Raw genomic sequence first — 22,653 nt, forward strand, 5'->3', positions numbered from 1 at the left:
CGTTTTTAACCGTGCCGCGTTCAAGAAATCGTGAGATCAGGCAAATCCGGAGCGCCCTCTCGGCAAAGCGGATCATCCGCGCTCGGGAAACATCGCCCTCAGGCCTTCGCGCGAGGCCGTAGCGACACCGCGTTCGGTGATCAAACCGGTGACCAGCCGCGCCGGCGTCACGTCGAAGGCCGGATTGGCCGCCGGCGTGGCTTCCGGCGATACGCGGACCTGGGCGATCTCGCCGGAAGCGGTCTTGCCCCAGACCAGTGAGACCTCGTCGGGCGAGCGCTGTTCGATCGGGATGTCGGCCAGCCCGTCGCCCACAGTCCAGTCGATCGTCGGCGACGGCAGCGCGACATAGAACGGCACGTCGTTGTCGTCGGCGGCAAGCGCCTTGAGATAGGTACCGATCTTATTGCAGACATCGCCGTCGGCGGTGGTCCTGTCGGTGCCGACGACGACCATATCGATCTGGCCGCGCTGCATCAGATGGCCGCCGGCATTGTCGACGATCAGCGTATGCGGCACGCCGTGGCCGGCCATCTCCCAGGCGGTCAATTGGGCACCCTGGTTGCGGGGTCGTGTTTCGTCGACATAGACATGGACTGGAATGCCGGCTTCCGTCGCCAGATAGATCGGCGCGGTGGCGGTGCCGTAGTCGACCGTGGCCAGCCAGCCGGCGTTGCAGTGGGTCAGAATATTGACCGGTTCGCCCGGCTGCTTGCGCGCCGCGATCGCCTTGATGATTTCGAGCCCATGGGCGCCGATGGCGCGGTTGAGGCCGACATCCTCGTCGGCGATCTCGCCGGCACGCCGATAGGCAGCCGCGGCACGTTCTGCCAGGGGAAGCGTCAGCAGGAAGCGCTGCATTTCGTTCAGCGCCCAGCGCAAATTGATCGCCGTCGGGCGCGTTTCGTGCAAGGTTGCCCAGACGGCGTCGAGTGCTGCATCCGACGGATCGTCGGCCATCTGCATGGCGACGCCATAGGCCGCGGTGACGCCGATCAGCGGCGCCCCGCGCACCCACATGTCGCGGATTGCCGTGGCGATGCCGGCGACGGTATCGATCTTTTCGATGCGGAAATCATGCGGCAGCCAGCGCTGGTCGATGATCTCCACCGAACGCCCGTCGTCACTCGGCCAGATGGTGCGGTAGTGGCGGTCGCCGACGTTCAAATCCTGCTCTCCCGTTCGATCAGCGCGGCCAACCGGTTGACCTCGTCGATGCTGTGGATCTGGCGCCGGTTGACGGCGAGGTGACGGCCGAATTTCAGCGCCTTTGCCTCACATCTGGCGCGCAGATCCGGATCGGCAATAGTCTCGAAATCGGCATTGTGGGCAAGTCCGAGAATTCGCCGGTGAACCTCGACGCCGGCAAAGCCAAGCAGATCGGTCCAGATCGAATGCAGCATGTGGTCTAGCGCCTGCTCGGCGCCAAGCCTGTCGCCCTGATCTTCGAATAGGCTCTTCTGGTAGAGCATGCCGGTACGCTCGGTTCGCCACAGATGCGAGAACTCGGCGCGAAACACCGACCATGTCTCGACCGTAACGCCGAGCAGATAGTCACGCATGGCGTCGCGGCTTCCGTCCTGTTCATGGCCGCGCTGCGAGAAGAACGCCATCCAGAAATTGGCGAGCAGCATGCCGACGTCGAAGGCGATCGGCCCGTAGAAAGCGAATTCGGGGTCGATCATCCGCGTTTCGGTGTCGGTGACCATGATCGAGCCGGAATGCAGGTCGCCATGCAGCAGCGTCTCGGCATTGGCAGCGAAGATGTGCTTCATGCGCTGCGCCTCGACCTTGAGGTCGCGGTCGGCGCGCAGCTCGGCGACAATGCCATCGAGCTGCGGGCTGGTGTGCCGGTTCATCTTGGCATCGAAATACGGATCCGAGAAAACCAGGTTCTCGGTGATGTCGCAGAGTTCGACATTGTCGGCGAACAGTGCCAGATCGGCCTTGCGGTCCTTGGTCGCCATATGCAGGTCGGAGCCGCGAAACAACGTGTGGGCCATGAACAAGCCGATGTCTGTCGCGATATTGGGCAATTGCCGGCCTTCGATCAGCGCCCGCCGCAGGATAATGTGCGGCGACAGATACTCCATGATGATCAGCGCCTGGCCTTCGTCGAAGTGATAGATATCGGGCACCGAACCCGGCGCCCGCGCCTGTTGCCGCGTCAGCGCATGGTATTCGAAGAAGGAGCGTTTTAGCGGCAGCGGCCAGCTGTCGCCGACCAGCCGGACGTAGGGCAGGGCCTGCTTGACGACGGCCGCACCCTCAGCACCCTCGACGATGAACACCAGGTTCAGATTGCCGTCGCCGACTTCACGAACCTTCCACTGGCTCGTATCCTTGCCGATCTGCGAACACAGGGGCTCGTTGGCACCGAGACGGCCCGCCAGTGTCTCGACCGACAGTGCTTCGAACGGCGATTTCCCAGTCATCCTCACCTCCCGCTCATGTGCTCCGATGATAGCGGAGCCAACGCGGTCGGGCCAAGCTAGGAAGCCTGCTGGCAATTGTCAATCGTGTTGACAATTGCCGATATAGCCCATAGCGTCATGGTCAGGGAGGAACGAATGGGCAATGATGCCGTGTTCCGCGTCGACGGCCTGAGGAAATCCTTTGGCCATATCGAGGTGCTTGGCGGCGTCTCGCTCGAATTGCATGCCGGCGAAGTGACCGTGCTGATGGGCGCCAACGGCGCCGGCAAATCCACCCTCGTCAAGATCATCAGTGGCGTCTACGACCATGGCGGCGGCTCGATGTCGCTTGCCGGTCATGAGTTCGACCCGAAAACGCCGGCGGAGGCGATCCGCGCCGGCGTCGTTACCGTCCACCAGAACATCAATGACGGTGTCGTCGCAGACCTCGACGTCGCCACCAATCTTACCCTCGACAGGTTGAGCGGCAGCGGCGTGCCGACCCTGTTCAATCCAGGCCGGGTGCGTCGCGAGGCAAAGGCGGTGGCCGACCGCATGGGACTGGCCATGGACCTCAAGGCCCGGATCAGCGATCTCTCTCTGGCCGACCGCCAGATGGTGGCGATCGCCCGCGCCATGGCGCACCGGCCGAAAGTGCTGATCCTCGACGAGCCGACTTCCTCGCTGTCCAGCGCCGAGGCCGACCGGCTGTTCGCATTGCTCGACCGGCTTCGCCAGCAAGGCGTGGCCATCCTCTACATTTCGCACCGTATGTCTGACATCAGGCGGCTTGCCGATCGCATCATTTCGATGCGCGATGGGGTCATCTCAGGCATCTTCGACAAGAAGCCGCTGGATTACGAAGGTGCGGTCAACGCCATGCTCGGCCGCAAGATCCAGCTCGAGCGGATCGTCGCCAGGAATTCGGCCAAAGCAATTTTTACCACGGACGGGTTGCGGGTTGCAGAAGGCGCCCGGCCGATTTCGCTGACCCTCGGCGACGGCGAGGTCGTTGCCATCACCGGCCTCGTCGGCGTCGGCAAGACCGCGCTCGCCGAGACGCTGTTCGGCCTGCGCCAGCCGCTGGGCGGGACCATGATGCTGAACGGGAAACCCTATGCGCCGGCATCGACCGGCGAAGCGATTGCCGCCGGTGTGTTTCTCGTCGCCAAGGACCGGGGCGAAAACGGCATCGTCGGCGACTTCAACGTCCAGGAGAATATCAGCCTGCCGTTCCACAGGCGCATGTCGCGTCTCGGCGTCCTCAAGCGCCGTATCGAACGCGCCATTGCTCGCCAGCAGATCCAGGAGTTGGGCATCGTCTGTCGCTCCGAGAGGGACGAGATGGCGTCGCTTTCCGGTGGCAATCAGCAGAAGGTGATGGTCGCCCGCTGGATGTCGCAGGCGGCAAGGCTTTTCATCCTCGACGAGCCGTTTCAAGGTGTGGACATCTCGGCCAGACGCGATATCGCCGCCAAGCTGCGGACCAGCGCCCACGGCCGCGCGACGCTGCTGTTCGTCACCGAACTCGACGAAGCCCTGGAGACGGCCGATCGCATCCTGGTGATGTCGGAGCAGACGATCGTCGGCGAGCACCGCAATACCGATGTCGATCTCGAGCGTCTGCTGGCCGAAGTGGCGGGCGGGCCTTTGCACAGCGCAGCCTGAGAGCGGGAAGACGATGAGAATTGGAATGGAGAGGGCATGAATTCGGGTCGGATAAAGACGGTGCCAGCGTGCGGGAGCGCTGAATGATCCTGCGCGACAATGCTATTCGCTACGGCTTCATCGTTCTGTTGTTCGGGCTGATCGCCTATTTCGCTGTTGCCGCCGATGGTTTCGTCTCGCCGCAAAGCGCCGTCTTCATCTTCCAGTCGGTCGCCATCACCGGTGTTCTGGCGCTCGGCGTCACCGCCACGCTGGTCGTCGGCGGCTTCGACCTGTCGATCGGCTCTGTCGCCACCAGCGCCATGATGGCGGCTGCCTATGTCATGGTGGTGCTGGGGCAGAACGCCGTCGTGGCGGTCGTCGTCTGTCTTGTGATCGGCGCCGTCGTCGGCCTGATCAATGGCTGGCTGATCGTCTATATGCGGGTTCCGGACCTTTTGGCGACGCTCGGCATGATGTTCCTGCTTGTCGGCCTGCAGCGCATACCGACCGAGGGCCGTTCGATCGCCACTGGCATGACCATGCCCGACGGCTCGGTCGCCAACGGCAGTTTCGGCGCCGCGTTCCTGGCGCTTGGCCGCCATCGCTTCGATTTCTTCATCCCGAACCTCATTCCGGTGTCGGTCGTCGTCCTGCTCGTGCTGGCGGTGCTGATCTGGTTCTTTCTCGAATACACGCGTTTCGGGCGCATGATGTATGCGGTCGGCAGCAACGAACGCGCCGCAGAACTCGCCGGCGCGCCTGTCAAGGCATACAAAATCTGGGCCTATGTGATTTCGGGAGTTTTTGCCTCGATCGGCGGCATTTTGCTCGCTGCCCGGCTTGGACGCGGCGACATCGCCTCGGGTAATAATCTGTTGCTCGACGCGGTGGCTGCGGCACTCATCGGTTACGCGGTTCTCGGCGCCGCCAAGCCGAACGCCTTCGGCACGGCTGTCGGCGCGGTGTTTGTCGGCGTGCTGTTGCAGGGCCTGACGATGATGAACGCGCCTTACTACACGCAGGATTTCGTCAAGGGCGTGGTTCTCGTGGTCGCCCTTGTCTTTACCTTCGCCCTTTCCGGCAGGGGCAGGAGATAGGGGTTCGACCGGGTCACATTTTGGGTTCAACAAGTGGAGGAAACGACGTGAACATCACAAGAAGGCTTTTAGGGAAGGCAGCGCTCGGGCTTGCCGGCGCAACATTGCTTATGCAGTTGCCGGCGATGGCGCAGGACAGGCCGGCGCCGTTCGACAAGCCGGGCGCCGTCAAGATAGCGCTGGTCCGCTATCTCTCGACTGGCGACTTCTTCCAGGCGTATCTGTCCGGCGTCGAGGCGCAGGCCAAGGCACTCGGTGTCGACCTGCGCGTGCTCGACAGCCGCCAGGACGCGGCGCTTCAGGCGGACATGGTCGACCAGGCCATCGCGCTCGGCGTCCAGGGCATCATCATCCAGCACGGCCTGACGGAATCGATGAAGGACGCCGCCCAGCGCGCGGTCGACGCCGGCATCAAGGTCGTCGCCTTCGACGTCAATGTCGAAAACCCCAAGATCCCGCAGATCGAACAGTCCGACCGCGACCTCGCGCGCCTGGCGCTCGAACAGGCGGTCAAGGACAATGGCGAGAGCTGGAAGGCCGGCTATGTCTATGTCGCCGGCATCGCGCCGCTCGACCGCCGCAACGAGACCTGGGTCGAATTCAAGAAGAAATATTCGGGCATCAACGAAGCCGCCATGTTCGGCACGCTCGACAATCCGATCGCCAATTCGGTCGCCAACCAGGCCCGTTCGGTGCTATCGGCCCATCCCGACATCAAGGTGATGTTCGCGCCCTATGACGAATTCGCCAAGGGCGTGAAGATCGCAGTCGACGAGGCCGGGCTGAACAAGGACATCAAGATCTATTCGGCCGACATTTCGACCTCGGACATCGCCGCGATGCGCGAGCCGGACAGCGCCTGGGCGGCAACCGCCGCCACCAACCCGGCCGTCGTCGGCCAGGTCTCGGTGCGTGCGCTGGCGCAGCTCTTGGCCGGCGAGGATCCCGGCCACAACGTCATCGTGCCGCCGACGCTGATCACCCAGAAGGATCTGCTCGACAAGGACATCAAGAACATGGAGGACCTCTCGGCCAAGCTGCCGCAATTCGCCCATGCCGATGTCGCGATGCCGACCTGGATGCCGAACCCGAACGCGAAGTAGTCTTTCGCTATAGGCAAAGGAAAAGAGCGGCTCGCGGGCCGCTCTTTTTGTTGGTCCGGTGTTTAGATCTACCGCAGCGCCGCCGCGATGTTGCCGCCATCGACCGTCGTCACATCGGCGGTGGTCCGCTCGGCCAGCGCCTGATGCAGGAAGGCTTGGGCGACGTCTTCTGCCGTCACTTCCTGGCCGAGCAGGTTGCCGGACATGTACTCCTTCTCCGACACGCCGCGTGCGCCCGAGCGGCTGGCGATCATGGCATCGGTCAACAGCCCCGAACGGATGCGGTCGGCGTTGACGGCATTGGAGCGGATGCCATGGGCGCCGTAGTCGAGCGCATATTGCCTGGACAAAAACAACGTTGCCGCCTTGGGAATGCCATAGGCGCCGAACTTCGGCCCCGGATTGACCGCCTGCTTGGAGGTGTTGAACAACAGCACGCCGCCGGTGCCCTGTTCGAGCATGATGCGCACGGCATTCTGCGCCGCCGACTGATGGGCGAAGAAATTGAGTTCGAAGCTTTTGCGCAAGGTGGCGTCGTCGAGCTCGCCGATCCGGCCCTCCCAGGCAGCACCGGCATTGGACACGAGAATGTCGAGGCCGCCGTAGACGTCGACCGCTTTGTCGAAGGCGGCGCGCATCTGCGCCGGATCGGTGATGTCGGCGCCAATGCCGATCGAACCGTTGCCGGCCCTTTTTGCCGCCTCGGCAGCCCTTGATCCATCGAGATCGACGACGACGGCATGGGCACCGTTGTCGGCGAACAGCTTTGCCGTGGCAGCACCGATCGCGCCGGCGCCGCCGGTGACCAGTACCACCTGGCCGGTCAGCGGCTTCGGCTTGTTGGAGGCGAGCTTGGCCTGTTCCAGCGACCAGTATTCGAGCGGGAACAGGTCGGCTTTGGAGAGCGGGCGGAAGTCACCGACGGCTTCGGCGCCGCGCACCGCCTCGATCCACATTTCGCCGACGTCCGAGGCAATCTTCGCATCCTTCAGCGTGCGACCGTGGCCGAACATGCCGAGGCCGGGCACCAGCGTCAGCCGCGGCATCGGGTCGAGCATGGTGCGCTTCACGTCGTCGAGCGCATCATTGGTTTCGAAATAGGCGCGATAGTCCTTGGCGAATTTCTCGACATGCTGGCGGATGACGGATTTGTAGTCGCCGACCTTGTCCGCGTCGGGCGCCGGCAGTGCCATCGGTCCGGTTTTGATGCGGATCGACAGGTCAGGTGTCGACACGCCGCGCCCGGCATAGTCGGCAATTTTTGCCGAATTGATGAAATCGACGATCGCATCCGAGGTGCGGAAATCGCTGATCATCCGATCGAAGCGGCCTTCGCCGCGTGCCACCGCCACCGCGCCGCGCAGCATCGGCGCAATCTCCGCAGGCTTCGCCAGCCTGGCCGGCAGTGCCACTTTTTCGGTGCGCGGCTTGCCGTTTCCGGCGATGAAATCCTCGGCGACGTTCACATAATGGATCATCCGGTCATAGGCCTGCCTGGCATCGTCGCCGAAGGTGAAGATGCCGTGCTTGTCTAGGATCAGGCCTTCGACCGTCGGATCGGCGTCGAATACATCGGCGGCCGCCTTGGCCAGATCGAAGCCCGGCATGATGTAAGGCACGAAGCCCATCTTTTCGCCGAACACCTTCCGGCTCAGCGCCTCGCTGTCCTCCTGGTCGACGATGGCCAGGATCGCCGTCGAATGCGTGTGGTCGACGAATTTGTGCGGCAGGAAGGCGTGCAGCAGCGTCTCGACCGACGGATTGGGCGAGGACGGATCGATGAGGTTCGCCCGCTGCAGCGCGACCATGTCCTCGTCGGAGAGCTTCTTGAGCGACCGCGCCTTCAACAGCGCGCCGAGCTTGACCGCCGGCAGGCCCTGCGGCTCGATGACGCCCATGTCCCAGCCGCTGCCCTTGACGCAGAGCACGTCCCATTCGTCGCCGACAAGGTCGGTGGCCCTGGTCTTGCACGAGGTGTTGCCGCCGCCATGCAGGACGAGCCGCGGCTCGCCGCCCAGCAGCCTGGTCGTATAGACGCGCAGCGCCAGATCGCGGGCCACACCCTTCTTTGCATAGTCGGCGACCAGCTTCTCCGCCTCGCCGTCATTCCACAGGTTCTTCATGTCAGCTTCGTCCGATTTCTCTCTTGTTGTGAACAGGAATACCGCGACGCCTTGATGACAATGCGTCGGCGGCTGAAACTAGGTATCAGGCGACCTTTTCTGCTGCCGCTCCGGCATGGTCGAGCAGCCGCCGCGCCATGCGCGCGCCGACGACGAGATGGGTGCAGAGCCCGCCGGCGATCGCCGCGACGAGCGGTTCGAACTTGCTCTCTTCCTGCACCACCACAAGGCGCTTTCCGATCTGGCGCAGCGATGACAGCTCTGCCGAAATCAGCCGGCGGTTGTAGCTGCAGTCGAGCGCCTGGCCTCGGGCGTCGATGATCTGCCCGGCAATGACGCCGGCCGCACCCGCCTTGCGCAATACAGCCATTTCGCTTGGCGTCAGCGCGCCGCATTTGACCAGATGGCTGTCGGTGTCCACCGAGCCTACCGAATACAGCGCCAGGCCGCATTCGCCGATGCCCGACAATTGCTCGCGGATCACCGGCTCGGCGCGCAGGCCGCGTGCCAGTTCTTCCGTCGTCAGCACCAGCGGCGCGTAGAAATTCAGCCCCTTGGCATTGAGCCGGCGCGCGATTTCCATCGTGCATTGGTCCGGCCGGTACGAATAGGGGGCTCCCAGATTGCCGCAGAGCTGCACCACGGTGACGTCCTGCAGATCGGCATAGGACATGATGTCGGCGATGGTGTAGACCGTCCGTCCCCAGGCGACGCCGATGCGGTCGCCTTTCCTGATCAGCTCGAGAAAGACGCTTGCCGCCAGCACCGCGATGTCGGTCGAGGGGTCGGCGACATAGCCGTTTTCCGGCGCGATCCAGACCGCGTCGAGCTTCAGCGCGTCTTCCAGCTTGCGCGCCAGCACGTCGTCGGTGAAAAGCTGGGTCGAGGTCGAGATGTTGACGATGCCGGTCTCGCGCGCCTTGCGCAGATACATCGCCACCGAGGCACGGGAAATCTTGAGCTGGCTGGCCACCTGGTCCTGGCGCAGGCCGTGTGCATAGTAAAGCCAGGCGGCCTTGTGGATAAGCTGTTCTGCCGGTCGGATCGCCATGCCATCTCCTCGCTGACATTATTCACGGCTCTCGACAAAAGTCAAATTGGAGGAAGGAATAGATGCGCTTTCGCCGCCGAATCTAGACCATTCTTGTGCCACACGCGGTCTATGATGGCATCGTTGGTGGTGACGGGCCGGAAGCCGGTAGCTAAAGTTCTCGACGAACACATTGCGCGGAGGACGGGATGGGCAATCCCTACGAACAGGACCTCGATCGAAACCCGGCCAACCATCAGCCGCTGACGCCGCTGACCTATTTCGAGCGGGCGGCAAAAACCTTTCCCGACCAGATCGCCATCATCCATGGCCGCCAGCGCACGACCTATCGCGATTTCTGGAAGCGCTCGCTGAGGCTTGCCTCGGCACTGGCGAAGCGCGGTATCGGCAAGGGCGACACCGTCACCGTCATGCTGTCCAACACACCGCCGATGCTGGAGGCGCATTTCGGCGTGCCGATGACCAAGGCGGTGCTGCACTCGCTCAACACCCGCCTCGACGCCGCCGTCATTGCCTTCCAGCTCGATCACGCCGAAACCAAGGTGCTGATCGTCGACCGCGAATTCGCCGGCGTGGTTCGGCAAGCGCTGACGCTGGCCAAGGTCAGGCCGCTGCTGATCGATTACGACGATCCCGACTATGCCGCCGATGCGCCCTATCCCAAGGGCGAGCGGATCGGCACGCTGGACTATGAGGCGTTTGTCGCCGGCGGCGACGAGGATTTCGCCTGGTCGATGCCGGACGACGAATGGGATGCCATTTCGCTCAACTACACCTCCGGCACGACAGGCAATCCGAAGGGCGTCGTCTGCCACCATCGGGGCGCGGCATTGATGGCCTATGCCAACACCATCCATGCCGGCATGGGCAAGCACCCCGTCTATCTGTGGACATTGCCGATGTTCCACTGCAACGGCTGGTGCTTTCCCTGGACGCTTGCCGTGCAGGGCGGCACGCATGTCTGCCTGCGCTGGGTGCGGCCGAAGCCGATCTACGACGCCATCGCCGATCACGGCGTCACCCATCTGTGCGGTGCACCCATCGTCATGTCGGTGCTGATCAACGCCAGGGACGAGGACAAGCGGCAGTTCCCGCAGACCGTCACCTTCAACACCGCCGCGGCGCCGCCGCCCGAGGCGGTGCTGTCGGGCATGGCCGATGCGGGCTTTGCCGTCACCCATCTCTACGGCCTGACCGAAACCTATGGCCCGGCCGTCGTCAACGAATGGCATGGCGAGTGGGACCGGCTGGAGAAAGGGGCGAGGGCGGCGAAGAAGGCCAGGCAAGGCGTACGCTATGCCGCGCTCGAAGGCCTGACGGTGATGGACCCGCAGACGATGCAAGAGACGCCGGCCGACGGCGAGACCATCGGCGAGGTGATGTTCCGCGGCAACATCGTCATGAAAGGCTATCTCAAGAACCGCAAGGCGAGCGACGAGGCCTTTGCCGGCGGCTGGTTCCATTCGGGCGACCTCGGCGTCATCCATCCGGACGGCTACATCCAGCTCAAGGACCGTTCCAAGGACATCATCATCTCCGGCGGCGAAAACATCTCCTCGATCGAGGTCGAGGAGGCGCTGTACAAGCATCCCGCCGTCGCTTCTTGCGGCGTTGTCGCCCGATCCGACGACAAATGGGGCGAGGTGCCGGTCGCCTATGTCGAGCTGAAGCCGGGCAAGGCGGCGACCGAGGCGGAGGTAATCGAGCACTGCCGCGCGCTGCTCGCCCGCTTCAAGGTGCCGAAAGCGGTGATCTTCGCGGAAATCCCGAAGACTTCGACGGGCAAGATCCAGAAGTTCCGGCTGCGGGAGATGGCAAAGCAGCCTTAGGGCCTGATCCGAAAACGGAACCGATTTCGGAAAGCATCTTTTCAAGATCCTTCGCAAAAAAAACACGGGGCGGCGTTGCAGGCTCGCCCGGCGGAAACCACATGCGTTTCATGGGCCAACTCCGTCCAGGGATGTCACCATCTGTCATCAGCAGCCAAAATCGTGCCTTGACAGGTGATGGTTTTCAATTTACGAGTGACGAAATTCTAAATTCGTCAGTCGTAAATTGGCCAACGAGATGCTTGAAACCCTAGACACCACCGCCGATTCCGCCCGCCAGGAAAATGTCACGCGCATCCTGGATTGCGCGGAGCGATTGTTTCGCCACTACGGCTACGGCAAGACCAACGTCGCCGACATAGCGCGCGAACTCGGCATGTCGACCGCCAACATCTACCGCTTCTTCGCCTCCAAGGTGGAAATCCACCAGGCGGTTTGCGGCCGTATGCTCGAGACCTGCTACCGGTTGACCTACGAAGCCTGCCATGGCCCCGGCACCGCCAGCGAAAAGCTCCGCCGCTACGTGCATACGCACTACCAGTGGACGCTCGAGACCATGATCGACCAGGAGAAGGTGCACGAGATGGTCATCGTCGCCATCGAGCGCGACTGGCACGTCATCGAAAAGCACATCGACAGCATCCATGAACTGGTCGCGGAAGTGATCCGCGAGGGAATCGCTACCGGCGAGTTCGTCGATCAGGATCCGGTGATCGCTTCCCGGTGCTTCGGCGCTGCCATTATCAGCCTCTGTCATCCGCAGATGATGGCCCAGTGCCTCGCCAAGAAGAACCGGGCGACGCCGGACGAGCTTACCGAGTTTGCCATCAGAGCCTTGAAGAAATGACCGTTGCCGCCCGTCGGGCGGCGATACCGGCAATTCATCCCCACAGTTCGGGAGTACGAAAAGTGTCTTTGTCCAAGTCCATCACCTACAGGCGACCGGCCGCCGGCCTAGCATTGATTATGGTTGTCGCTCTCGGCCTCGCCGGCTGCTCGCAGGAGAAAGCCGAGGTCACCGAGATCATCCGCCCGGTCAAGGTGGTCGAGATCGCTAAGGCGAGCGATACCCGTCAGCTTTCCTATTCCGGATCGGTGCGTGCCCGCACCGAGATGAATCTCGGTTTTCGCATCAACGGCAAGATCACCGAGCGCCTTGTCGACATCGGTGACCGCGTCAAGCCGGGCGACGTTCTCGCCCGCATCGATCCCACCGACTACGAGCTTTCGGTGAGAAGCGCTCAGGCCAGCCTCGATGCTGCCGACCGTCAGGTCGAGACAGTCGAGCTTACGCGCAAGCGGGCCGAACAGCTCTACGCCAAGAATTTCGCGCCGAAGTCGCAGCTCGAGCAGGCGACGCTCGCCTATAATCAGGCTGTCGCCACGCGAGACTCCGCCCGCTCGCAGCTTGCCCAGGCACAGAACCAGGTCCGCTATACCGATCTCAAGGCGGACAAGAACGGCATCGTCACTGCCGTTGCCGCCGATGTCGGCCAGGTGGTCGGCTCCGGCACGCCGGTGGTGACCGTTGCCATCGACGGCGAGAAGGAAGTCCTGATCGCTGTTCCGGAAACCGATATCGCCGAATTCAAGCCGGGCAAGACCGTCAAGGCTGGCTTCTGGTCCGATGAGGCGCTGACGCTCGACGGCAAGGTCCGCGAAGTCGCCGGCAGCGCCGATCCGCAGTCGCGCACCTTTGCCGTTCGCGTCAGCCTGCCCAACGATTCTCGCGTGCTGCTAGGCATGACCGCCTCCATCGAAGCCGCGGCGGACAACCGGCAGCAACTGGTGTCGATCCCGCTGGCCGCGTTGGCGCAAAAGGACAGCCAATCGATCGTCTGGACAGTCGACCGCAACGGCGGGACCGTCCATGCGCATCCGGTCAAGGTCGCCGCCTTCACCCCCGACGGCGTCAGTGTCGCCGATGGGCTGAAGCCGGGTGACGTCGTCGTCGCCGCCGGCACGCAGTTCATGACCGAGAATCTGAAAGTCAAGCTGACCGGTGATGCGGCGCAACAGTCGGCGTCGGCCGATGACGCTGCAAGGCGCTTGCGCTGACGGCCAGGCAATTCACGGTTTCCGGGCGGCAGGCGCCCCCGATTTTCGAGATCTCAGGTCGATGTAACCCCCACGTCGATCCTCGCGTCCCACCGCGATGTAGATCTCTCAACTCGGAAAGCCACGCCGCCCGGAAGCCCACATCGGAAGTTCCTTGGGCATGCGAAAGCGCGTGCTCTGTTGATCAAATTGAAACGGACTGACGCCGATGACCATCGACACCAATGAAAAGCGGTCTTTCAATCTTTCGCGCTGGGCAATCGGCCATCCGAGCATTGCCCGCTTCCTGTTCGGGCTGATCATCGTGGCCGGTGCGCTCGGCCTGATGCGCATGGGCCAAAAGGAAGACCCCGATTTCACCTTCCGCGTCATGGTCGTCCAGGCGATCTGGCCAGGCTCCTCGATCAAGGAGATGGAGGACCAGGTCGTCAACAAGATCGAGCGCAAGCTGCAGGAAACGCCGCACCTCGATTTCGTCCGCTCCTACACCCGCGCCGGCAGCGCCATCATCACCTTGCAGGTCAAGGGCGACACCAATCCGGCGCAGGTCGCCGATGCTTTCTATCAGGTGCGCAAGAAGGTCGGCGATATCGCCAATGAGCTGCCGCAGGGGCTGCTTGGGCCTTACTTCAATGACGAATTCGGTGACACGTTCATCACCCTGCATTCGATCAGCGGCGACGGCTACAGCTATCCCGAGCTGAAGAAATTCGCCATCCAGGCGCGTGACATGCTGCTGACGACGCCCGGTGTCGAGAAGGCCGTGATCATCGGCGACCAGCCGGAAAAACTCTACATCGACGTTTCATCCAAGGCGCTTGCCGAACGTGGCCTGACGTTGACCGACCTGCAGAATGCGATCCGAGGCCAGAACAATGTCGACCCGGCAGGTTCGGTCGACACCGGCCAGCGTTCGGTGCGCATTTCGGTCGAGGGCGATGTCACCAGGGCGGCCGACATCCGCGAGCTTCGCCTGCGCGCCGGCAACCAGGTGACGCGCCTCGGCGACATCGCCACCGTGACCTCGGGCCTCGAGGATCCGTACCAGCGCAAGTACCGTTTCAACGGACACGACAGCGTCCAGCTCGGCGTCGTCATGGCCAAGGGCTTCAACGTCACCGACGTCGGCAAGGACGTCGAAGCGACCTACAAGCGCTTCGAAGAGGCGCTGCCCTATGGCGTTTCGGTCGATCAGATTTCCGACCAGCCGCATGTCGTGAAGGAGGCGGTGAGCGAGTTCATGGAAGCGCTCGGCGAAGCGCTGCTGATCGTGCTTTTTGTATCGTTCCTGTCGATCGGCTGGCGCTCGGGCCTGGTGATCGCGATCGTCATTCCGCTGGTCCTGGCCGCCACCTTCGCCATCATGTACGAGCTCGGCATCGACCTGCAGCGCATTTCGCTCGGCGCGCTGATCATCGCTCTTGGGCTCTTGGTCGACGACGCGATGATCGTCGTCGAAATGATGGAGCGAAAACTAGAGGAAGGCTTGGTCAAGGTCGAGGCGGCGAGCTTCGCCTACTCCTCGACCGCTTTCCCGATGCTGACCGGCACGCTGATCACGACGGCCGGCTTCATTCCCGTCGGGTTCGCTGCCTCGACCGCCGGCGAATATGTGCGCACCCTTTTTTACGTCGTCGGCATCGCGCTGATCGTGTCCTGGTTCGCGGCGGTCTATTTCACGCCATGGCTCGGCCACATGATCCTGAAGCAGCGCAAGCACGCCGGCAACCATCACGATGTCTTCGACACGCGCTTCTACCGCCGTCTTCGCTCGACCGTTGCATGGGCGGTGCGCCACCGCATCATCGTCCTGGTGATGACGCTGATGACGTTTGCCACCAGCCTGTGGGCGTTCCAGTTCATCCCGCAGAATTTCTTCCCGCAATCGTCGCGCCCGGAAATCCTTGTCGACCTCTGGTTGCCGGAAGGCACCAGCATCAAGGAAGTCGAGACCCAGGCCAAGGCGCTCGAAGCCAGGATGATGGACGACAAGGACAAGCGCTTCATCGCCACCTATATCGGCGAAGGCGCGCCGCGCTTCTTCCTGCCGCTCGACCAGCAGCTTCGCAACCCGAACTTCGCCCAGCTTCTGGTGATGGCCAATGACGAACCAGCCCGCGAGCGGCTGATCGTCAAGCTGCGCACCATCCTGGCCGAGGATTTCCCATCGATCCGCGCCAAGGTCGATCGCCTGTTCCTTGGTCCGCCGACCGGCTGGCCGGTGCAGATGCGCGTCATGGGTCCGGATCGCCAGGAGGTGCGCCGCATCGCCGACGAGGTGAAGGCGAAGTTCCAGGCAAATCCGCTGCTCGGCGCCATCCACGACGACTGGCTGGAGCCGGTGCCGGCGATGAAGCTGGTGATCGACCAGGATCGCGCCCGTGCGCTCGGCGTCACCTCGCAGCGCATCCGCCAGATACTGCAGGCGACCATGTCGGGAGCGCCGCTCGATGACTTCCGCGACGGCGAGGAGACGGTTTCGATCGTCGCCCGTGAGCCGGAGGCAAGCCGTCACCTGCTGTCGGCGGTCGACTCCGTCTACATCCCGACCGATTTCGGTGGCTCCGTGCCGCTGTCGCAGGTCGCCAAGATCGTCCCGGTGCTGGAGCAAGGCGTCGAATGGCGGCGCGACCGCTTGCCGACCATCAGCGTGCGCGCCACGCTGCCGGACGGCGTGCAGCCGAACGATGTCGCCATGAAAATGTACAGCGAGATGCAGGGCCTGCGCGCCAGCCTCGCACCCGGCTACAAGATCGAGATCCAGGGCGGCGCCGAGGATGCGGCCGAAAGCCAGGCCTCGATTGCGGCGAAAGCGCCGATCATGCTGGCCGTCATCGTCGTGCTGCTGATGATCCAGCTGCAGCATTTCGGCAAGGCCATGCTGGTGCTGGCCACCGGTCCGCTCGGCATCATCGGCGCGGCCGCGGCACTTTTGATCAGCGGCGCGCCGTTCGGCTTCGTCGCCATCCTCGGCGTCATCGCCCTGCTCGGCATCATCATGCGCAACTCGATCATCCTGGTCGACCAGATCGACCAGGACATCGCCGCCGGCGTGGAGCGCTCCGAGGCCATCATCGGCTCGGCGGTGCGCCGGTTCCGGCCGATCGTGCTGACGGCGCTGACGGCGGTGCTGGCGCTGATCCCGATCTCGCGCGGCGTCTTCTGGGGGCCGCTCGCCTACGCCATGATGGGCGGCATTCTCGTCGCCACGGTGCTGACCATCCTTGTCCTGCCGGCAGCCTATGCGCTGTTCTTCGGCAGGGAGCCCAAGAAGGTGGTGGCAACGGAAGAGGCGGCCAAGGTGGCAGAAGAAAGCGAAAGGCCGCAACTGGCCCTGGCGGCCGAATAGAGCTGTTGGCAAATGTGACCTCCGGCGGTTTAATCCGCCCACCAGGCGTAGGCGCCGGAGGAGGACCGTCATGACCATGGCTCAGACAAAGGCACCGCTGCGGCTGCCGATCGACGGGCGCCATCGCCAGATGTTCATCGGCGGCGGCTGGGTCGATGCCCGCTCCGGCCGGACCACGGAGAGCCGCAATCCCGCCACCGGCGCGGTCATCGCCACGGTGCCGCGCGCCGACCGGCAGGACATCGACTCGGCGGTGACTGCTGCGCGCAAGGCGTTCGAGGGCCCGTGGAGCCGGTTCAAGCCTTATGAGCGGCAGGTGCTGCTGCTGAGGATCGCCGACCTCTTCGAAAAGCACTGGGAAGAGATCAGCCGCTCCGACACCACCGACATGGGCATGCCGATCATACGCACCCGCGCCAATCGCAACCGCGTCATCGGCATGCTGCGCTACTATGCCGGCATGGCGACGGCGCTGCACGGCGAGACGATCGACAACTCGCTGCCCGGCGAAATCGTCTCTTTCACCCGCAAGGAGCCGGTCGGCGTCGTCGGCGCCATCATTCCCTGGAACGCGCCAACGGCGGCGTCGATCTGGAAGATCGGGCCGGCGCTGGCGACCGGCTGCACCATCGTGCTGAAGCCGTCGGAAGAGGCGCCGCTGACGCCACTTTTGATCGCCGACATCATGAACGAGGCCGGCGTGCCGGCCGGCGTCGTCAACATCGTCACCGGCACCGGCACCGAGGCAGGTGCCGCACTCGCCGAGCATATGGGCATCGACAAGATCGTCTTCACCGGCTCGACGGCAACCGGCCAGTCGATCGTGCGGGCCTCGGCCGGCAACCTCAAGCGCGTCTCCCTGGAGCTCGGCGGCAAGTCGCCGGTCATCGTCTGCGCCGATGCCGATCTCGACAAGGCGGTGCCGGTGGCGGCGATGTCGGTGTTCGCCAATTCCGGCCAGATCTGCATCGCCGGTTCGCGCCTTTTCGTCGAACGCGCCGTCCATGACGAGTTCGTCGAGCGGCTCGCGGCATACGCCAAGGGTCTCAGGGTCGGCGACGGCATCGACCCGGCGACCGAGATCGGTCCGCTCGTCTCCGAAAAGCAGCTGCAACGGGTCACCGGTTACCTCGAGGCCGGCACCGCGGAAGGGGCGAAACTCGTCACCGGAGGCACCCGGCTTGTGGAAGGCGCGCTTGCCGCCGGCAATTTCGTCGCGCCGACCGTCTTTGCCGGCGTCTCGGACAACATGAAGATCGCCCGTGAGGAGATATTCGGGCCGGTGATTTCAGCCTTGCCGTTCGATACGCTGGACGAGGCGGTCGAGCGGGCCAACAACACGCCTTACGGCCTGGCTGCAGGGGTCTTCACCCAAAATCTCGCCACCGCCCACCAGCTGTCGCGCAAGATCCGCGCCGGCTCGGTCTGGGTCAATACCTATCACGCCATCGATCCGGCCGTGCCCTTCGGCGGCTACAAGATGAGCGGCTACGGCCGCGAGGGCGGCGCCGAGCACCTCGCTGAGTATCTCAACACCAAGGGCGTGTTCATCAAGATCGATTGATCGGTCCGCCGCCCGCACAAAAAATGCTCCCCGACGCCGGTTTTGCAAAACAGAATTCCTTCCCATGGCCGCAAAGCCATCCCATGCTCGAGCAATTGGAGCGTTACGCTCGTCGTCATCGGTGCGTTTTTCCATGGCAGAAAATCGACAATTGCGGCTTGGCGCTTTCATGCGGCCCGTCAGCCTGCATACCGGCGCCTGGCGCTACCCGGGCGCCTATCCCGACGCCAACTTCAATTTCGCGCATCTCAAGCACTTCGCGCAAAGGCTGGAAGCGGCGAAGTTCGACGCCTTCTTCATGGCCGACCACCTGGCCGTGCTCAACATGCCGATCGAGGCGCTGCGGCGCAGCCACACGGTCACGTCCTTCGAGCCGTTCACACTGTTGTCGGCGCTTGCCGCCGTCACCGATCGTATCGGGCTGATCGCAACCGCCTCGACGACGTTCGACGCGCCGTACCACATCGCCCGTCGTTTCGCCTCTCTCGATCATATCAGCGGCGGGCGCGCCGGCTGGAATATCGTCACCACATCCAATCCCGACGCCGCGCTGAATTTCGGCCTCGACGAGCATGTCGAGCACGACGAGCGCTATCGCCGGGCGCGGGAGTTTTATGATGTCGTCACCGGCCTGTGGGACAGTTTTGCCGACGATGCCTTCATCCGCGACGCCGAAAGCGGGCTCTATTTCGATCCGGCGAAGCTGCATGTGCTCGACCACAAGGGCGAATATCTTTCGGTGCGGGGACCGCTCAATATCGCGCGGCCGGTGCAGGGCTGGCCGGTCATCGTGCAGGCCGGCGCGTCGGAGGCCGGACGGCAGCTCGCCGCGGAAACGGCCGAGGTGATCTTCGCCGCCCATGCCGATCTCGCCTCGGGGCAGCGCTTCTTTGCCGACGTCAAGAAACGTGCGCAAAAACTTGGCCGGTCGCGCGACGACATCAAGATCCTGCCCGGCGCCTTCGTCATTGTCGGCGAGACCGTCGAGGAGGCGCAGACGAAGCGGGCGAAGCTCGACAGCCTCGTCTACTACGAGAGCGGCGTCGCCTCGCTGTCGATCGCCCTCGGCCACGACGCGTCGCGGTTCGATCCGGATTCAGTCTTGCCCGAAATCCCGGAAAGCAACGCCAGCAAGAGCGGCCGCGAGCGCGTCATCGAACTGGCGCGCAAGGAAAACCTGACCGTCAGGCAGCTTGCGCAGCGGCTGGGCGGCTATTCCGGTCTTGCCTTCGTCGGCACTTCGAAAACCATCGCCGACGAGATGGAGGAATGGCTGGTCACCGAAGGCTCGGACGGGTTCAACGTCATGTTCCCCTATCTTCCCGCCGGGTTGGATGATTTCGTCGAGAAAATCGTGCCCGAATTGCAGCGGCGCGGCATTTTCAGGAGCGAATACGAAGGATCGACCCTGCGCGAAAATCTTGGCCTGAAGCGACCGCCAAACCGGTTCTTCCAACCTGAGACGGCAGCGATCCGCAAAGCTGGTTAGAACCGGTAATGATTTTAGACCGTGGCAAGCATCCGTTCTTTTCGTTCGGCCCGAATGTCCATAGGGTCACGAGCAGCGGGCTGGCAGCCCGAAATCATCGCGAGGGCTTCGCATCATGACCAATCCGGCCGTTGTCGGTTTCTCAGGCAATTTCACCCGGCCGTCCAAGACGCGCGGCTTCGTCGATCGTATCGTGAACGAGGTAGCCGGCAGATATGGCCTTGCCGCCAGCACGCATGACGTCGTCGACCTCGGCCCCAGCCTCGGTGGCGCCAAATGGGCGCGTGAACTGGATGCGCAAGCGGGCGACATCCTCAAGCGCGTCGTCGCGGCGGACGTGCTCGTCGTTGGCTCGCCCACCTACAAGGGCAGCTATACCGGCCTGTTCAAGCACTTCTTCGATCTTGTCGACCCAACGGCGCTCAGGGGCAAGCCGGTGGTGCTGCTGGCGACCGGCGGCGGCGACCGGCATGCGCTGATCATCGAGCACCAGCTGAGACCGCTGTTCGGCTTCTTCGAGGCCTTTACGCTGCCGACCGCGATCTACGCTTCGGACAGGGATTTCATCGACGGCGTGCTTGCGTCAGAGGCGATCCAGGCGCGCGTCGGACAGGTGCTCGAGGATATCGGTGCAGCGCTTGGCGGTCGCTCCCGCGCTGGCACCGCTGCCGAATAGCCCTAAAAAGAAAACCCGCCTCGGCGGCGGGTCTCGGGGCGAATCAGCACCATACCGAAATTAGTAGCATAGCTGCCGGCACAAAGCAAGAACAAAATGCTGGGATCGAGCGCGCCTTGCGCGTCCGATCCCTCAAGGCAAGCCGTCAGATGACGAACAGCCAGTTGGCGAGCAGCATCACCACGACGCCGGCGACCAGCGTCAGATAGGGCAGCATCCCCGCCTTTTTCACCGCAAGGTCGGACGAGCTCATGCCGAGATCGGCCAGCATGTGGTCGGGGAATTTGCCTTTGTCCTGGATGTAGTGCCGGAAGCAGAACACCGGGATGATCAAGGCTGCCGTGATCAGCCCGGCCCACAATGCCATCGGGTTCCACACCTTGGCGCCGGCGCCCATGAAGACCGCGTTGACATAGGCAAAGATGGCGCCGAGGCCGAGTACCCAGCTCGGCGCCTTCCATGGCCGCGCGATGTGGCCATTGTCGATGCGGTGGATCCAGCCGGCATTGAGATTAAGGAAGTTGAAGATGATGTAGCCGCAATTCGACACCGCCAGGATGAAGAAGAAGCTCGTTGCGTCGGCCGAGGCGATGGCCAGCACGATCAGGTTGAAGATCAGGTCGGTCCACATCGCCCGCGTCGGGGCGCCGTGCTCGTTGACATGGCTGAGATAGCGCGGCAGCCAGCCGTCGACCGAACCTTGATAGAGCGTGCGCGAGGAGCCGGCCATCGCCGTCATGATGCAGAGCACCAGCGCCAGGATCATCAGCATCACCAGCAGGCTGTGGATCAGCTGTCCGCCGCCGACCATGCCGGCCAGCGCATCGGCAACGCCGGAGCCGTCGACGATCGGCGTCGCCAGCATGCCGTTCAAGCCGAGCACGCCCTGGAAGGTGAACGGCACCAGGATGAACAGCAGCATGCACAACAGGCCGGAGTAGAAGATCGCCTTGAAGGTATCGCTGCCCGGGTTTTTGAACTCGGAGGTGTAGCAGACCGCGGTCTCGAAGCCGTAGGTCGACCATGCCGCGATGAACATGCCGCCGAGCACCAGCGTCCAGCCGGCGATGTTCCACGCGCCGGCCTCCGGCGCATAGGCGGCGGCGAGCGGCACCAGCGGCGAAAAATTTGCCCAGTTGATCTGGCCGGTGACGATCGGCACCACGCCGACGATGAGCATCGGGATGATCACCAGCAGGCCGATATATTTCTGCACGTTGGCCGTGCCCAGGATGCCGCGATGCTGGATCGAGAAGATGATCAGCATCAGCACCGCGCCGATGAAGAAGGTGGCGTTGAAGGTGAAGGAAACCGGGCCAAGCGTGTGACCGTAGAGCGTCCAGTTACGGATCGCCGGCGTCGCCGCCGCGGTGACCGCGGTGATGGCGTCAGCGGCGCTGGTTCCGGCATGGGCCGCAATATAGGCGGCGACTTCCGGCGAAGTGTCGGTGAACAGCGGCACCGGCGCCAGTGCGTTGAGGATATAGGCGGCGGCGATCGAGCAGCCGAGCGACAGAACCGGCGACCAGGCGAACCAGTTGCACCACACCGAAAGCGGCGCGATGAATTTCGAATAGCGCAGCCATGCGGTGGCGCCGTAGACCGAGGCGCCGCCGGATTTGTTCGGGAACAGCCCGGCGATCTCCGCATAGGTGAAGGACTGCAGGAAGCCCATGACCATGGATACGGCCCAGATCAGGAAGGCCAGTGTTCCGGTGGTGCCGGCGATGCCGCCGATCGAAAACAGGACAAGGGCCGGAACGCCGCTTGCCACCCAGAAGGCGCCGCGCCAATCGATGTTCCGGTGCAGCTGCCCTTCGGCAGGCGGCACCAAGGTGGTGACTATCGTGCTCATTTACGTGGATTCCCCATTTTTGATGTTCCCCATCGGCAACAGCCGCAATCTCGCGAGGCGTCATCGACGCTCACGTTGAACGGCCCCAGGCGTTTTCCGCTCAGTAGTATTTTTTTCTTAGCAGTGAAGATTGACCCAACGCGCTTTCACGTCAAGCGCTTTGTGACGCTGTGCACATTGCGCTTGTGAAACAGTCGAGCTTCGCTGGCGCTGCCCAAGGGTGCGGTCTGTCCTTCTCCCCTTGTGGGAGAAGGTGGCCGAGCGAAGCTCGGTCGGATGAGGGGTGTTCCAGCTTGGCAAAACCGCACTTCGTCCAGCACCCCTCAACCGTCTTGGCGCTGCGCGCCAATCCACCTTCTCCCACAAGGAGGGCTTTGCACGGGAAGCGAAATCCT

15 protein-coding genes are annotated in these 22,653 nt (G+C 63.3%); 10 read left to right on the top strand and 5 right to left on the bottom strand.

The genetic code is table 11. The features are described from left to right. Nucleotides 1-72: 72 nt before the first annotated feature. The gene (gene mtnA, locus NKI58_RS18055; RefSeq protein ID WP_352455228.1) at nt 73-1,167 is read right to left on the bottom strand and encodes an S-methyl-5-thioribose-1-phosphate isomerase; all 1,095 of its coding nucleotides are present in this window, start codon (nt 1,165-1,167) and stop codon (nt 73-75) included. Continuing rightward, a complete protein-coding gene (gene mtnK, locus NKI58_RS18060; RefSeq protein WP_352590258.1) occupies nt 1,164-2,435 on the bottom strand; it encodes an S-methyl-5-thioribose kinase in 1,272 nt (423 codons plus the stop codon). The genes mtnA and mtnK overlap by 4 nt, the downstream gene beginning before the upstream one ends. Before the next feature lie 135 nt (nt 2,436-2,570). On the opposite strand from mtnK, the gene NKI58_RS18065 reads away from it, so the two are divergent. From NKI58_RS18065 to NKI58_RS18075, 3 genes are all read left to right on the top strand, one after another. Next, nucleotides 2,571-4,082, top strand: coding sequence for a sugar ABC transporter ATP-binding protein (locus NKI58_RS18065; protein ID WP_352704662.1), 1,512 nt, complete (start codon nt 2,571-2,573; stop codon nt 4,080-4,082). 83 nt (nt 4,083-4,165) lie between these two features. Next, entirely contained in the window at nt 4,166-5,161 is a 996-nt protein-coding gene (locus NKI58_RS18070; protein ID WP_023676003.1) for an ABC transporter permease, read from the top strand. Nucleotides 5,162-5,208: 47 nt separating this feature from the next. Continuing rightward, a complete protein-coding gene (locus NKI58_RS18075) occupies nt 5,209-6,264 on the top strand; it encodes a substrate-binding domain-containing protein (protein WP_352455225.1) in 1,056 nt (351 codons plus the stop codon). Nucleotides 6,265-6,332: 68 nt separating this feature from the next. Here NKI58_RS18075 and NKI58_RS18080 read toward each other — a convergent pair whose 3' ends face one another. Next, nucleotides 6,333-8,387 (bottom strand): bifunctional aldolase/short-chain dehydrogenase, encoded by a 2,055-nt coding sequence (locus tag NKI58_RS18080; protein ID WP_352634406.1) that lies wholly within the window; start codon nt 8,385-8,387, stop codon nt 6,333-6,335. Between the two features lie 85 nt (nt 8,388-8,472). Next, the gene (locus NKI58_RS18085) at nt 8,473-9,438 is read right to left on the bottom strand and encodes a sugar-binding transcriptional regulator (protein ID WP_352786821.1); all 966 of its coding nucleotides are present in this window, start codon (nt 9,436-9,438) and stop codon (nt 8,473-8,475) included. A 188-nt stretch (nt 9,439-9,626) separates the two neighbouring features. Between NKI58_RS18085 and NKI58_RS18090 the strand changes: the two genes are divergently transcribed. The 7 genes from NKI58_RS18090 to msuE all read left to right on the top strand — a co-directional run bounded on the left by NKI58_RS18090 (nt 9,627) and on the right by msuE (nt 20,403). Continuing rightward, nucleotides 9,627-11,267, top strand: coding sequence for an acyl-CoA synthetase (locus NKI58_RS18090; protein ID WP_352824771.1), 1,641 nt, complete (start codon nt 9,627-9,629; stop codon nt 11,265-11,267). Nucleotides 11,268-11,505: 238 nt separating this feature from the next. After that, nucleotides 11,506-12,114, top strand: a complete 609-nt coding sequence (locus NKI58_RS18095; RefSeq protein WP_023675998.1) for a TetR/AcrR family transcriptional regulator — start codon at nt 11,506-11,508, stop codon at nt 12,112-12,114. Between the two features lie 62 nt (nt 12,115-12,176). Further along, nucleotides 12,177-13,325 carry an efflux RND transporter periplasmic adaptor subunit gene (locus NKI58_RS18100; RefSeq protein WP_023675997.1) on the top strand — a complete coding sequence of 383 codons (1,149 nt, stop codon included), beginning with the start codon at nt 12,177-12,179 and terminating at the stop codon, nt 13,323-13,325. Between the two features lie 208 nt (nt 13,326-13,533). After that, nucleotides 13,534-16,674, top strand: a complete 3,141-nt coding sequence (locus NKI58_RS18105; protein WP_023675996.1) for an efflux RND transporter permease subunit — start codon at nt 13,534-13,536, stop codon at nt 16,672-16,674. A gap of 70 nt (nt 16,675-16,744) precedes the next feature. After that, nucleotides 16,745-18,238: an aldehyde dehydrogenase family protein gene (locus NKI58_RS18110; RefSeq protein ID WP_352621124.1), complete on the top strand. Its 1,494-nt coding sequence runs from the start codon at nt 16,745-16,747 to the stop codon at nt 18,236-18,238. Nucleotides 18,239-18,371: 133 nt separating this feature from the next. Beyond that, nucleotides 18,372-19,727, top strand: coding sequence for an LLM class flavin-dependent oxidoreductase (locus NKI58_RS18115; protein WP_352455214.1), 1,356 nt, complete (start codon nt 18,372-18,374; stop codon nt 19,725-19,727). 115 nt (nt 19,728-19,842) lie between these two features. Next, entirely contained in the window at nt 19,843-20,403 is a 561-nt protein-coding gene (gene msuE / locus NKI58_RS18120) for an FMN reductase (protein WP_352786823.1), read from the top strand. 145 nt (nt 20,404-20,548) lie between these two features. Here msuE and NKI58_RS18125 read toward each other — a convergent pair whose 3' ends face one another. Continuing rightward, complete coding sequence (locus NKI58_RS18125; protein ID WP_352786824.1) at nt 20,549-22,258, bottom strand: trimethylamine N-oxide permease; 1,710 nt, start codon at nt 22,256-22,258, stop codon at nt 20,549-20,551. Nucleotides 22,259-22,653: the final 395 nt, after the last annotated feature.

This window comes from Mesorhizobium sp. M0522 (genome assembly GCF_040321085.1).
GTDB lineage: Bacteria > Pseudomonadota > Alphaproteobacteria > Rhizobiales > Rhizobiaceae > Mesorhizobium.